This is a genomic window from Xenorhabdus ehlersii (genome assembly GCF_003610465.1).
Lineage (GTDB): Bacteria > Pseudomonadota > Gammaproteobacteria > Enterobacterales > Enterobacteriaceae > Xenorhabdus > Xenorhabdus ehlersii.
Genome location: NZ_RAQI01000001.1, coordinates 349,924 through 363,721 on the forward strand (window position 1 = coordinate 349,924; position 13,798 = coordinate 363,721).

The window sequence follows — 13,798 nt, forward strand, 5'->3', positions numbered from 1 at the left end:
TGACTAAGACCTCGCTTCGGCGGGGTTTTCTTTTTTTAAGGAAACTGAAAATGGCTGAACATCAGGTAGGTAATATTGTTTATCAGGTTTCGATGGATGTAGCTCAACTTCTGACAGCGCAACGGCAAGTTAACGAACGACTTGAAAGGATGGAGCAAGGTTTTAACCAAACGGGAAGAGCTGCTCAAGGAGCAGAAAGAGCTTTATCCTCGGTTTCTAAAGTTGCCGTAGCTCTCACCTCAGCGTTATCAGTTCAGCAAGTAGCGGCTTATGCAGATGCGTGGACAGTTCTGAATAATAAACTGGTTAACTCAGTTCGGACTAATGAGCAATTGGTCGATGTAACTAATAGAGTATTTCAGATTTCTCAGGATAGTCGCACTAGTTTAAACGGAACGGCAACACTTTATTCTCGACTGGAGAGAGGGACGAGAGAATACAACACATCAGCGGCGGATTTGATAAGGCTAACGGAAATCATCAACCAAGGATTTATTGTCTCCGGTGCAACAGCAACGGAAGCTGAAAACGCAATCATCCAGTTATCACAAGGCATAGCGTCTGGCGTTCTGCGTGGAGAGGAATTTAACTCTGTGGCAGAGCAAGGCAGTCGAATAATGGTTGCTTTAGCTGACTCTCTGGGCGTTGGCATTGGTGAGCTGCGTAAGATGGCCGCACAAGGGAAATTGACGACAGATGTGATAGTCAATGGATTACTGTCTCAAGGCAATATTATTGGCAAAGAATTTGCGAAGACCACCATGACAATGGGTCAATCTATGCAAGTGGCGGGCAATAATCTGACCAAATTTTTTGGTGAGTCATCCACAGTAAAAGCCGGAGTTAGCGCATTTAATGATGTGATCATTACCTTGAGTGAAAATATGGATGCTGTTTCAAATGTGGTTCTGGTGGTCGCTGCTGTAATGGGTTCTCGATTCGTTGGGGCGTTGGCGCTAGCTACGAGAAAAAAATTGGAGAGCACTGCTGCATCCATTGGTGAGGCGAGAGCAACACAGGTTTCAGCTCGGAATGCATTATATGCCGCTCAAGCAGCAACAAGAAAGGCGTGGGCTGATAAAGATGCTGCTGCCTCTGCGCTAAATCTTGCTCAGGCTGAGTATAACGTAGCAAAAGGGAGTGCTGCGGAAGCATTTGCATTGGATAATCTCAACGCTAAGAAATCAGCCGCTATAGCTACATCAGCGGTTTATGTCCAAGCCAAAAATGCAGAAACGGCAGCGACAGAACGATCAGCTGTGGCAAATAGAGCGGCTAGTATAACCTTGACAGGGTTAAAGGGCGCACTTGCTTTAATTGGTGGGCCTATGGGGGCTGCTATGTTAGCTGGTGGAGCGATATTCTATTACTACCAACAGGCACAACAAGCAAAGCAAGCCACTATGGAGTTTGGAGAAACCTTGCCAGATGTTATTAAAAAATTAAAAGAAATGAATAACGTACAGGCAGAGGCATCTGGAGCCAAAACGATAGAGTATATAAAAAACTTAAAGGATGAAATGAATGATCTAGAGGAAGAGCTTAAGGAAGCAAATAGAGAGCAAAAGAAGTATTGGGATTTAGCTGTTCAATTTGGAGTAACCACAGATCAAAATAGTGGTTACATGGTCAATTATAATAAGAATGTCAGGAAAGCAAAAGAATTAGCGGGAGATATCTATACCAAGAAAACAAAATTAGCTGATGCAGAAGGATTTTTGGCGCTAATATATAAGCGAGTTAATGAAACTATCGTTGAACAAATGAAAGCTGCTAAGGAAAATGCAGAGGCTCAAGATCAGGCTATAACTTCAATTGCTAGAATGACTGGCGCACAGGAGCATTTTGCTCAAATTCTAGGTATAGCGACTAATGAGTTAAAAGAGTTTAACTCCGAATATCTCAAAATAAATTGGGGTGGAGCGGAGGGAGAAAAGCTAATAAAGCAAGCTGAAAGGCGTTTAGCTTTGAGTAAACTGGAAGGGAAAGCCAGAGCGGAACAACAAGCTGAATATGATGCTGAGGATGCAGGCACCACAGATGGAAATGCCATTAACATATTGAAAGAAACATATGCACAGATATGGGAAAATGGAGAAGCATCAAAAAAATCCAATAAAAAATCATCAAAATCAGCTAATGAAGCCGCTGAATCTTTAAAACGTCAGCAAGAAGCCTTAGACCGACTTAATACTGGATATAAAGAGGGCAGTATTGAGATGGCGAAATATGATGCTGTTAAGGCGCTAGGTGACAAAGCCACTCCAAAGCAAATTGCCCAAGCAAAAGCAACCTCGACTAAATTATATGAAATATACCAGCGGGATAAAGATAAGAAAGACGCTCTTGAAAAAGATACTCTTGCCAAAGCTGAACAGGCGCGAAAACTAGACAGTGAACAATTAGAACGACAGCTTAAGGGAGATCTGGTAACAAAAGAGCAATATCATCAGCGTGAGTTGGAAATTGCTGCTAAATACTCAAAAGCCATCGCAGAAATTAATGTAAACAAAGTCGTCACCCCTCAGCAAGAACTCACTGCACAGATTGACCCGATTCAGGAGCTTGCTAACCGCCACAATAAACAGCTTGAGATGATCACTCAGTTCGAAACTGAAAAAGGCAAGTTAACTCAGCGTGGCATTGAACTGACGAATGCGGCCAATACCAAATATGAGCAAGATCGCCTGAATGCCTCGTGGGAGATATGGCGTAACCAGAACCAAGCTAATCAGTTTTTGGCTAACTCACTAGACGCATTAGGGCAACGTTCCGCTAATGCCATCACCGGGCTGTTAACCGGCACTCAAACCGCCGACGAAGCCATGCGCAATCTGGCTTTAACCATTACCAATGAGGCGGTTTCCGCACTGGTTCAGATGGGGATGCAGCAAATCAAGAATATGATGATGGGGGTAGCCGCTAACAAAGTTGCGGCTGCATCGTCTGTTGCTACGGGTGCGACGATTACTACGGCAATGGCTCCAGCGGCTGCGGCGCAAAGTGTCGCCACAATGGGGACAGCCGCGACTGTCGGTATGGCAGCCATGACAGCCGCAGTACCAGCCATGATTGCCTTACTGGGGGCGCGTAAAAATGGTGGGCCAGTCAGTCCGAACGGTGCTTACCGTATTGGTGAAAATAACAAGCCGGAGATATTCAAGGCCAATAACGGTCATCAATACATGATACCGGGTGACAGGGGTCAGGTGATTAGTAATAGGGATATGGGGAAAGGGGGTAAGACGGTCATTCTCCAACAAACAAACCAGATTACAATCAGTACACAAGGTGGCGTTACTGAGCAGGATGCGAGAATGCTTTCAAATATCATTGATGCTAAAATGAACGAGTTTGTCGTAAACCAAATGAGAGACAATGGTCTTTTTGAGAAAGTCGGATATTAAGGGCTGTAAATAAAATCAGTAGCACGTTCCCAATAATTGATGCTTAAATTGTGTAATAAAACTTCTGTTATTGGAGTGGGTGATGGATACTGAACTGGAGAGAGTCGAAAGTAATGAGAAGAAACTTTGGGAGAAATTTAAATCAGTTACCCCTTTAAATTTTTCTTTATTTCTGAAAGATAAAGGAATTGTCACAGCTTCATGCCTAATGTGTGGTAATACGGATATTAGATTTCCCTCAATGGCTGATGCCCCCAAAGAAGAATTCTTTCTTATTCCGATAGAGGTCAATGAGTTAGTTTCTAAAAGCAAATATTATATAGCTAATTATGAATACAGGGGCATTTGCCCAGATTGTGGCTACGAGATATATTTTAATGCTTATCCTGTTATTAATTGGATAGAAAATAGTGATAAACAGGGTAGGGAAGATAAAAATGGCTGAACGTTCAGAAAATGTGATTCCCATACGTAAAGAGGATTCCTTGCCAAGAATAGAAACAGGTGATCACACTGGTGGAAATGGCGGAGGTGGAGATATGGAAGCAAGAGTAGCAAAACTTGAATCAGACATTGCACATATCAAAACCACCATGAATGATATGAAGTCTGATCTAAAAACCGTTACAGGTGATGTCAGTGCCATGAAAACTAAGATCGCCGTAATAGAATCTAATTATGCCACTAAAGCAGATGTCACAAGTTCTGCTAACAAAATAATTTTTTGGGTTGCTGGAGCCGTTATCTTTTCTCAGCTACTACCCGCAATACCCAAAATAATTGATGCATTTATAAAATAACCCTCTTCGGAGGGTTTTTTATTGGGTGAAATATGACAAGACCAGAATTTAAATGGCGGCCTCAGGATAACCATGAGGTGACTCATGAGCCGCGAGTAAAGGTTATCAAGTTTGGTGACGGTTATGAGCAACGTATCAAAGACGGCATCAATAACCAGTTAAAACGCTACCAGCTCAGCTTTGTCGGGAGCGTAGAAACCGGACGTGCTATTGATGAGTTTCTACGAGCGCGAGGGGCAGTGGAGTCATTCACATGGCGAACCAGTGATGATAACCAATTGCGCACTTTTGTGTGTCGATCTTGGACGGTCAACCGCCATCGGATGCGTTGGTCTATTAGCTGCGTCTTTGAGGAGGTAGTGGCATGAGAGACATCCCAAAAGAAATGCGGATTGAGGTCACTGAGCTTAGCCAGAACGCCATTCTCAATCTGTATGAAATCGATTTAACGGCCTTTGGTGGTGATATATACCGTTTTCATGACGGTATGAACGGAAAGTTACAGCCGGTTATCTGGCAGGGGGTGCGCTATGAGCCTTATCCGGTTGAGGTGACAGGGTTTGAGATGAGCGGGAAAGGACCAAGTTCCAGACCGAAAATGGTCTTTGCCAACATTGACGGATTCCTTACGGCAATAAATCAGGATTTCAATGATGCCTTGGGCGCAGTTGTAACGCGTCATCAAGTGCCTGAGATTTATCTGGATGCAGTGAATTTTCCGAACGGTAACCCACAGTCTGATCCAACACGAGAAGCGGTGAGTAAGTACCTGATAGAACAAAAACAAGATTCCAATGCTGATTTCGTGACGTATGTGCTGGCCTTACCCAGTGAAACCGACGGAGCGCTTATTCCGGCGCGGGTGATTCAGGCGGATATCTGTTGCTGGCAGTACCGTTCTGCCGATTGTGGTTATGATGGCCCACCGGTCGCCGATGAAAAAGACCAGCCAACCCCCCATCCACAGAAAGATAGGTGCTCAAAGAAATACAGTGGCTGTCTTAAGCGTTTTCCCCGTCCTTTGTCCATGCCCTTTGGCGGCTTTTTAGGTGCTAACAGGTTAGGTTAATCATGATTGAACAAGACATTATCGCCCACGCGAAAGCGGAAGGGGTGAGGGAAGCGTGCGGCCTGATTTCTGATGGACGCTATTTCCCGTGCCGCAATATTTCACCCGATCCTGAGCGCTACTTCGAAATTAATCCGGATGACTGGATAACCGCAGAGTGCTTTGCAGACATTGAAGCCATTGTTCACAGTCATCCAAATGGAAAACCTCGACTGAGTACGGGAGACAGAGAACAGCAAATTAAAACAGGTCTGCCGTGGTGGTTAGTCTGCGGTGATCGGGTGCATAAATTCCGCCCCGTCCCACGGTTATTGGGTCGAGAGTTTATACATGGCACGCAGGATTGCTATTCCCTCATCCGGGATGCTTATCATCTTGCAGGTATCGAATTAATAGATGCCGAGCGTGAGGATGAGTGGTGGAACAAAGGGCAAAACCTGTATCTTGATCACAGTCTCAGTCAGGGGTTTGAACAGGTTGATGATATTCAGCCCGGCGACATCATTCTTATTTGTCTGGGGAGTCAAACGCCCTGCCACGGGGCTATCTATATCGGTCATCAGCAAATCCTACACCATCGACCAGACCGTATTAGCAAACGCGATATTTATGACGGTTTTTGGCTCAGATATACACATTCAATATGGAGGCATAAACAATGGTCAAATTACAGCTGGGAGGCCATCTTAGAAGATTTGGTCGTCGCTACGAGTTAGAGGTTCGTGATGCAGCGGAGGCCGTCAGATGCTTATGCTACCAGTTGAAAGGCTTCCAGAAAGCGCTTTCTGATGGCCTGATCCGTGTTCGCATTGCTGGACGCGATATGACAGAAAATAGCATTCCCGTTGGTATGAACCATCCGCTGAATGATGGTGATACCGTTACTATTGTTCCGGTTGTTGGTGGCGCTGGTGGTAATGGGGTCGGCATGGCTATTTTGGGCGTTGTGGCTGTTGCGGCGGCATTCTATACGGGGGGGGCATCCATTGCGGCATGGGCGGGTACATCTGGCGCAGTGGCAACCGGCTTAGCGGTTGCAGGTGTTGCCCTAATCAGTGCTGGACTGGCATCAATGCTAACCAAAATGCCTCAACCCCCTGAAATGGGTTCAAGCAAATCGGATGGCAACCAGTATTTCAATTCATTAGAGAATCGTATCGGTCAGGGCTATCCGGTTCCCATTGCATACGGTGAGTTGGTGGTGGGGTCGAACGTGATTTCTCAAGGCTTGGAGACAGAATAATGGGAAAAGGTGGAGGCGGTGGCAGTACACCGAAACTGCTTGATGATAACCTGAAAAATAAGCAGTTTCTGAACATTGTTGATTTGATTAGTGAAGGACAAATTGAAGGGCCGGTCGGCGGCCTGCATGGGTTCAGAATTAATGAAACTCCTGTTGTTGACAAGAGCGGCAATCCCAGCATCCACGGAGTCACTGTCCAGTGGCGGGCAGGGACGCAATCTCAGGAGCCGTTAAGCGATTATCCGTTTGTCGAAAGTGAAATTCCGGTCAGTGTCGAAGTGAAGAAAGACACGCCTATTTTGAGGTCAGTATCAAATCGGGATGTAGACAGGGTCAGGTTTACGGTGGGGGTGAGCCAGCTCGTTAAGACTGATGACAAGGGCAATCAGGAAAACAGTTCTGTGCAACTGTCTATCGATGTGAATGATGGCTCTGGCTGGTATAACGCCAAGTTTGTGCATATCGGCCCAGCGAAAATCAGCGGGCAATATCTGGAATCCCATACCATTGATGCCCCCAAGAAAAAACCGTTCCAGATTAGGGTGTCCCGCTTAACGGAGGACAGCAAAAGCGACCAGCTTCGCAATGGCACGGTCTGGGCCAGTTATACCGAAATCACTGATACCCTGATGAGTTATCCCAACAGTGCAGTGGCGGGGATGCGAATTGATCGCTCACTATTTGCCGATACTCCCAAGCGCACTTATCACATTAAGGGCATGATTGTTCAGGTGCCCGATAATTACGACCCAGAAACCCGTGAATATAAGGGGGTATGGACAGGGCGCTTTAAGCCAGCGTACACCAATAATCCTGCGTGGATATTCTACGATTTGGTGACCAACACCCGCTATGGCATCGGGCGGCTAATGGGGTCATTTGGTTGTGACAAATTCGCCCTGTATGCCATCGCGCAATATTGCGACCAGTTTGTGCCGGATGGATTTGGCGGGACTGAACCCCGCTTTACCTGTAATGCCTACATCGCAACACAACGTAAAGCACGGGATGTACTGGATGATTTAGCTTCCGTCTTTCGTGGTATGCAGGTCTGGAACGGACTGCAACTGACCTGTTTTCAGGACAGGCCCACAGATCCGGTCTGGGCATTCACCAATGCTAACGTGGTTGAGGGTAAATTTAACTACAGTGCGGCGGCAAAGAAAGCCCGGCATACAGTTATCGAAGTCACGTGGACTAATCCAGATAACGGCTGGAAGAATGAGCGGGAAATCATTCAAGATGATGAACTGGTCGCGCGTTTTGGTATTAACGTCAAAAAGATTGTCGCATTCGGCTGTACCAGTCGCGGGCAAGCGCATCGTGTCGGCAAATGGATAATTGAAACTGAGAAACTCGAAACGGATTCCGTGACGTTCAGTACAGGTAAAGAGGGGATTAACTGCATACCCGGTGACATCGTTGAAATTGCCGATAACACTTTCGCCGCCGCCCGAATCGGCGGACGTGTGCTTTCTTTCTCCGGTAAGGCGGTGCGTCTTGATGCACCCGCAGAATTTGTACAGGGTGAGTCCGGTTATTTCTCTTACATGGGAACCGAAGGGAAGTTTGTTCGGGTTGATATCGAATCGGTCAGTGGTGATGTTGTTACCCTGAAAGATGTGCCTGTTGGCTTGCGACAATGGGGCATTTTTTCCATTTCCAAAAAATCACTGGTCACTCGATTGTTCAGAGTGATGAGTATTGCCGAAGACAATAAGACGGGAAATTACAATTTTACCTGCATTCAGCATGAACCACAGAAAGAAGCGATTGTTGATAATGGCGTTGATTTTCAGGGTACGCCCGCCACACAAAACGTGATCCGCATTCCCAATATTGAACGCCTGAGCATGGCTTACATTCAGGATAGCACTCAGGTGCAGGCTCGCGCGATGTGGGCGACCACGACGATAAACCGCAACATCACGTTTGATGTGTCGGTATATCGTGATAATAAGGTGGTATCACGCGGAAGCACAAAGGAGTTGGAATACTATTTTAATGGTCTGGATGCGGGCATTTACATGGTCGGGGTTCGTGCCCGTGACGACAGCGGCATGTTGGGGGAGGAATCCAAAGTTCAGATGATCATTGGCGCACCGGCAGCCCCTTCGGTCATCAATATTGAACCCGGCTTTTTTGAGCTGAAAGCCATCCCGCATATCAGTGCCCCCAAAACGCTGGATACCCAGTTTGAATTCTGGTTTTCAGAGAGGCAGATCCGTAATATCAACGAGATTGAAACCAAAGCGGATTTTCTGGGGGTAGCGAAGTTCTGGACAAAAGGGCAACTCAAAGCCGGAACCTCTTACTGGTTCTACGTTCGCAGCGTGAATGAGTTCGGTAAGTCGCATTTTGTCGAAGCACAAGGCAAGCCCGATGATAGAGCCAAAGAGATATTAGACATTACCGATAAGCAGTTTCTGTCCTCTGAAAGTGGGAAACGTCTGGCAGAAGACATCAGACACAATGCAGACAAGGTTGGGGAGATAGAGAAGGTCACACAGGCGCTGGGTGATAAGACGATTGAACTGGAATCCACCACTCACCAACTGAGCAACAAAACGGTCAATCTTGAGGATCAGCTGGTTTATGTCGCTGAGGGGACGTTAGAAAATACCCACTTCACCACAGAGGTCAGTCAAAGGGTCACAGAGGAGTCCGCTGATCGCAAAGCTGAAATTTATCGACTTGAACAGGTTCAGGCTAACGACAGAGAAGCTCACACCAAATTCCAGGAGCAAATCAGTGCTGAGGTTGCGGAGAATACCGCAGCGGCGCTGGCGGTTAAAGAAGCACAAGCGACACAAGAAGCGGCTTTCTCTCAGGAACTGAATCAGGTTAAGGCTTCTCTTAAGGAGACTGAGGAAGGGGTACAGGACGTTGCAGGGCGTGTCACTCATCATTCGGCGGCGATAGCTAATCTCTCTGAGGCGCAGGCGAAATTCGAGCAGACGACAACATCCCAGTTTGCATCACAAAAAAGTGACCTTAGCCGGATTGAGACCTCCGTCACCAATACCGAGAAGGCGCTGGCGGAGTCAATACTGCAAACATCGGCTGAATTCAATGAGTTTAATGAACGTCAGCTGACTTCTGAAGCCAGGATCATCAAGAACGAGAAGGCCATTGCCACGGAGTCGGCCGCGCGTGCTGAGATGGGGATTCAGCTCGCGGCTAAGTTTGAAGCGTCAGAGGCTGCCATTGTTGAGATTAAGCACGCGCAATCTGAGACCGACAAGGCTTTTGCGGAATCTGCCCTGCAACTGGCGGCACAAGCCAGCGGAACCGCGGGTGAGCAGCGACAAATCCGAGCCGAAATCTCACGAGTAGATCGCGCCTTCGCGGATGAAAAAACGGCGACGGCTGAATCCTTTAAAGAGGTTAAAGCCGATATTGTGGACGTCAAGAATGACGTGAAAACCGAGGTCAAGACCAGTATTCAGAACAGCCAGAAAGCGATTGCCAAAATGGACAAAGCGTTGGCAGACAGTGAACAGCGTACTCAGGCGCAGTTTAATAATCAGTCTGCGATTATCCGCGAGAAAGCGACTGCGGTGTTTGATATCGACGGTAATGGCTATGCCATCAAGGATATCGGGGCAGGCGTCTGGTTCAACGGTCAGTTTTATAAATCCGGTATGGTCATCGGGGCTGAGGTCAAAAACGGCACGGTGGAAACGCACTTTGGTGTACGGGCCAATCAGTTTTCGGTGATGAATCCGAGTAATGGCAAGTTGGAGTCTGTCTTCATGGTGAAAGACGGGCAGGTGTTTATCAAGGAAGCCTTTCTGGGCACCGCAGTGATTGATGGAGCCAAAATTAACGATGCGTCCATCACGATGGCAAAAATTGCTGACGGGCTGCGTTCAAATAACTGGCCGCACGGTGGCTGGAATTTGCCGAAGAATGGAGCCTTTGAGATGAAAGGGTCGTCAGGCGGAGTGAGGATCGCCCTCGATAATACCGGGCTGGCGGTCTTTGATGGCAATGGCGTGTTAAGGGTTAAGGTGGGGGAAATATAAATGAGTGACATAGGATTATTGGTGCATCCGGGGGACGGGGGAAAACCTTACCGGCTGGATTCTGACCGGGCACAGACGCTGAGCCTGATACGAACAATAGCGGTAGATTTGCACGGTGATTACCGCAAGCAGGGCTGGCAACAATCCCGTCATATTCCGGAAGCCAAGGATTTTAATATTGTCCTGATACCGACAAAAACGGTAATGGTGGGGCAGGATGGCAACGTCTCTGCCATTGTCGATATCCGGATCACTAACATCCGCATGGAGGGGGAATATCTGCGCTTTGAATACAGTGACAGCCCCAATGGTAAACCCGACTGGTATGGCAACGTCACGGGCTGGTTCACTCCCTTTTTTGAACACGAACGGAATTTCTATATTCAGGTGTGTGGGTATCCCAAGCACAGAGAATCATTTGGTATTCAACTGGCAGGTATGAATGGGATTTCTACCCTGTCTAATCAGAACCGGATGGGATATTGCGTTTATCGGGGAAAAGTTACCTTAGAAAAATGGGGGCAATGGCGGGTGCCGGATGCCATCCCAAACCGAGAACAGTGTCTGGTGTTTGCCCGAACAGAAACATCAGGGGCGGCGGTTGGCATGAATCACAATAAAGTCATTATGAACAATGACGTGCCCTGCGAAGTGTCTATCGTGATTTTCTCCAGCGGTTTCTCCCTCAAAAAACCCGATGTGGGGGTGGCTGTTTATAACGCGTCAGGGGAGATGACCTACTCGTCTTATTACACGCCGTTCTTTTTAGGCGAAATGATCCCCGTCAGAAACGGGAGCGGGTCAGCCAAAACCATTGCCCGACCGATGGTACATGTTAACCGGCTGGCAAAACTGGCTAAGAATATCGGGGGAAACAGCTGGCGTTTTGCCGACTCCGGTTTCAGCTTCTCAGGCAGCACCATTTCGGTGAGAGAAGCCGGAAAAATGGATTTTGAATATTTTCAGGTGAACAGCTTCAGCTACAAACCCATCGATTACGACATTTACGCGATTAACTTCGACGATTACTTCTAATTTTTTATCTTCAGGAATTTATCATGATTTACACACAAGGCACGATTTCCACGGTGTCCGGTTCAGCTATTGTCCGGGGCACGGGTACAAAATTTAAAGATAACCTGAACGGTATTGCGCCGGGACAGGTGATCATCATCCAGTCAGGTAGCAGCAATTTACTGCATATGATACAGGCGGTGAATTCCGATACCGAACTGGTACTGGCGGATACGGTCAACGTGACGCTGAATAACGTCACTTACCAGATTCAGACGACCGTGCCCAACTCCATCTCAGATGGCGTCCGACATATGTGCGCCATTAACAGTAATGTCATTCAGTTTCTCCAGAATATGGACAAATGGATGTCGCAAAATGGCGTGGTGGACGTGACCTTACCGAACGGACAAACCGTGGCACTGCAATCGATACGGGCATTGCAGGCGGCGATGCTGGACAAGAATAAGAACGGCGCGGATATCCCCAACAAACCGGAATTTGTGAAAAACCTCGGTTTGGCGGGAACGGCGGAACTGGCGAAAAATGCCCTGTCCAAATCAGCAAATGGCGCGGATATTCCGGATAAAGCGGCGTTTGTAAACAACCTTGGCATTCAGAAGGTTATAGAAACTAATGGTTCTGGTTTTATTCGGTACAAACTTATTTATCCCAAGTTTATAGGTGAATTCACTGCGTGGATAAAATCATTACCCAACGCAGGGCATGCATTTCGTTTTGGTGATCACGCTGGGGAAACGGGTTATCCCTGGTCATGTGGCTATATCACCAGAGCCGCAGATACATGGGCTGGATTCGTTGCACACTACAACCACGGCGTAGTATTCATACACGGCAATGATGCTGGCGGTAATACCAAACTTAGCTACGTGTGGACTGACAAAAACACCTACGTAGACGGCAGCGGCAATATTAAAAGAGCCTCTCCCATTATCGAAATTCACTCCGATGGCGCATTTGAGACAAATGACGAATCTGAGGGCGCTACGGTTGAACGTCTATCCGAGGGCGTCTATCTCATCAAAAACGTACTGGGATTCAATGCCGATGCAGCATGGGGTGGGGTTGATGGCGGTATCGAAATTCCGCTGTGCAAAAATAAATTACCGTTGATTTGGGTGGATTACAAAGTGTTGCCGGACGGTTCAATCAAACTCATGACCTACCATCGTGAGCACCCAAACGCACCCACATTCGCCCGAAATGTGCGGGACGGCTACGCTGATGGTGACCCGATTGACATCCCCGTCGGCAGGTCTATTTCCGTTCGGGTGCAAATGCCGGAAGATTCTATTTGGAATCAAAAACAAAAATTGACTGAATCAGAATGAGGGGGTAGGGGCATCATGATCTGCCCCTGAAAATTATTTTAATTAATCGGATTTTCGTTGCTGTTGATTCCACGCTGAATCAGCCGGCATCTGGACGCGGATGTCTAACCGGGTGCCGGCGGGTAAATCACAGGGTTCATCATCCGTGTAATAGGTCGACTCATCTACTGACTTCATGCGCCTGTTCTGCAATCGGGCAGGCATATGCGCGTTCTGTCGGTGGGTCACCCTGATTTCAATAGCCCCATTCGGCAGCACTTTATCATCGACATACACTAACTCATTACCATTGACGTCACGGGGAACACTGATACCGCCATGAACACCCCATGCGCCATCGGCGTTATAGCCAAGGATACCGGATATTTTGTAGTGGCCAAGACCGAGTCTGGTGACTGTTGCACCTTCGGATTCGTCATTGGTAGTGAATTTGCCATCGGGGTGAATTTCAATGATAGGGGAACCCTGCTTAATAAATCCGTTGTTATCACGCCAGCAGTTAGTTCCCAAAGATAATAGCGTGCCGTTTCCTTTAGGCAGTGTTTGCACGCTCCTGTTTGAACCATCAGGATTTCGATCTATGAAATTCAGCATGAACGGATCTTCATCCATCCCCCCTTCTATTCTCCAAAATGTTCCGCTGGGTCGGTATACGCTCACCCCTCCCCACCACGCGGTTGATTGGATAATCAACCTGCTCGTGGTCACCTGTGAAAAGCGAAAATCGCTCGAATAGTTTCCACCATTAGCTGATACCGCACCAATATTCCGCACAAACGCCGATTTATCCGGGATATCCGCACCATTTGCTGATTTGGACAGGGCATTTTTCGCCAGCTCCGCCGTTCCCACCAAACCGAGGTTTTATGAAATTACGCAATAGGT

Annotated in this window: 11 protein-coding genes; 10 read left to right on the forward strand and 1 reads right to left on the reverse strand. The window is 47.4% G+C overall.

Annotation, left to right across the window (positions count from 1 at the left end; translation table 11 throughout):
* Nucleotides 1–50: 50 nt before the first annotated feature.
* The 10 genes from BDE27_RS01755 to BDE27_RS01800 all read left to right on the forward strand — a co-directional run bounded on the left by BDE27_RS01755 (nucleotide 51) and on the right by BDE27_RS01800 (nucleotide 12,913).
* On the forward strand, nucleotides 51–3,407 hold the full coding sequence (locus BDE27_RS01755) for a tape measure protein (RefSeq protein ID WP_099132773.1): 3,357 nt from the start codon (nucleotides 51–53) through the stop codon (nucleotides 3,405–3,407).
* Nucleotides 3,408–3,489: 82 nt separating this feature from the next.
* The gene (locus BDE27_RS01760) at nucleotides 3,490–3,852 is read left to right on the forward strand and encodes a hypothetical protein (RefSeq protein ID WP_099132772.1); all 363 of its coding nucleotides are present in this window, start codon (nucleotides 3,490–3,492) and stop codon (nucleotides 3,850–3,852) included.
* Nucleotides 3,845–4,207 carry a hypothetical protein gene (locus BDE27_RS01765; protein ID WP_099132771.1) on the forward strand — a complete coding sequence of 121 codons (363 nt, stop codon included), beginning with the start codon at nucleotides 3,845–3,847 and terminating at the stop codon, nucleotides 4,205–4,207. Before BDE27_RS01760 ends, BDE27_RS01765 begins: the two co-directional genes overlap by 8 nt.
* 32 nt (nucleotides 4,208–4,239) lie before the next feature.
* Nucleotides 4,240–4,575: a phage tail protein gene (locus tag BDE27_RS01770; protein WP_099132770.1), complete on the forward strand. Its 336-nt coding sequence runs from the start codon at nucleotides 4,240–4,242 to the stop codon at nucleotides 4,573–4,575.
* Nucleotides 4,572–5,276, forward strand: coding sequence for a phage minor tail protein L (locus tag BDE27_RS01775; RefSeq protein WP_099132769.1), 705 nt, complete (start codon nucleotides 4,572–4,574; stop codon nucleotides 5,274–5,276). The genes BDE27_RS01770 and BDE27_RS01775 overlap by 4 nt, the downstream gene beginning before the upstream one ends.
* A gap of 2 nt (nucleotides 5,277–5,278) precedes the next feature.
* Nucleotides 5,279–5,992: a C40 family peptidase gene (locus tag BDE27_RS01780; protein ID WP_099132768.1), complete on the forward strand. Its 714-nt coding sequence runs from the start codon at nucleotides 5,279–5,281 to the stop codon at nucleotides 5,990–5,992.
* Nucleotides 5,935–6,519: a tail assembly protein gene (locus BDE27_RS01785; RefSeq protein WP_099132767.1), complete on the forward strand. Its 585-nt coding sequence runs from the start codon at nucleotides 5,935–5,937 to the stop codon at nucleotides 6,517–6,519. The genes BDE27_RS01780 and BDE27_RS01785 overlap by 58 nt, the downstream gene beginning before the upstream one ends.
* Complete coding sequence (locus BDE27_RS01790; RefSeq protein ID WP_099132766.1) at nucleotides 6,519–10,547, forward strand: phage tail tip protein J-related protein; 4,029 nt, start codon at nucleotides 6,519–6,521, stop codon at nucleotides 10,545–10,547. Before BDE27_RS01785 ends, BDE27_RS01790 begins: the two co-directional genes overlap by 1 nt.
* A complete protein-coding gene (locus BDE27_RS01795; protein WP_099132765.1) occupies nucleotides 10,548–11,582 on the forward strand; it encodes a DUF6453 family protein in 1,035 nt (344 codons plus the stop codon).
* A gap of 23 nt (nucleotides 11,583–11,605) precedes the next feature.
* Nucleotides 11,606–12,913: a phage tail fiber protein gene (locus BDE27_RS01800; RefSeq protein ID WP_120211296.1), complete on the forward strand. Its 1,308-nt coding sequence runs from the start codon at nucleotides 11,606–11,608 to the stop codon at nucleotides 12,911–12,913.
* A 42-nt stretch (nucleotides 12,914–12,955) separates the two neighbouring features.
* Here the strand turns inward: BDE27_RS01800 and BDE27_RS19725 are convergent, their stop codons facing one another.
* Complete coding sequence (locus tag BDE27_RS19725) at nucleotides 12,956–13,765, reverse strand: phage tail fiber protein (protein WP_479688245.1); 810 nt, start codon at nucleotides 13,763–13,765, stop codon at nucleotides 12,956–12,958.
* Nucleotides 13,766–13,798: the final 33 nt, after the last annotated feature.

Bases quoted from the DNA above. Each gene is read 5' to 3' on its own strand.
- BDE27_RS01770 (WP_099132770.1), top strand. From the start codon at position 4,240: ATGACAAGACCAGAATTTAAATGGCGGCCTCAGGATAACCATGAGGTG.
- BDE27_RS01775 (WP_099132769.1), top strand. From the start codon at position 4,572: ATGAGAGACATCCCAAAAGAAATGCGGATTGAGGTCACTGAGCTTAGC.
- BDE27_RS01780 (WP_099132768.1), top strand. From the start codon at position 5,279: ATGATTGAACAAGACATTATCGCCCACGCGAAAGCGGAAGGGGTGAGG.
- BDE27_RS01760 (WP_099132772.1), top strand. From the start codon at position 3,490: ATGGATACTGAACTGGAGAGAGTCGAAAGTAATGAGAAGAAACTTTGG.
- BDE27_RS01800 (WP_120211296.1), top strand. From the start codon at position 11,606: ATGATTTACACACAAGGCACGATTTCCACGGTGTCCGGTTCAGCTATT.
- BDE27_RS01795 (WP_099132765.1), top strand. From the start codon at position 10,548: ATGAGTGACATAGGATTATTGGTGCATCCGGGGGACGGGGGAAAACCT.
- BDE27_RS01790 (WP_099132766.1), top strand. From the start codon at position 6,519: ATGGGAAAAGGTGGAGGCGGTGGCAGTACACCGAAACTGCTTGATGAT.
- BDE27_RS01785 (WP_099132767.1), top strand. From the start codon at position 5,935: ATGGTCAAATTACAGCTGGGAGGCCATCTTAGAAGATTTGGTCGTCGC.
- BDE27_RS01765 (WP_099132771.1), top strand. From the start codon at position 3,845: ATGGCTGAACGTTCAGAAAATGTGATTCCCATACGTAAAGAGGATTCC.
- BDE27_RS01755 (WP_099132773.1), top strand. From the start codon at position 51: ATGGCTGAACATCAGGTAGGTAATATTGTTTATCAGGTTTCGATGGAT.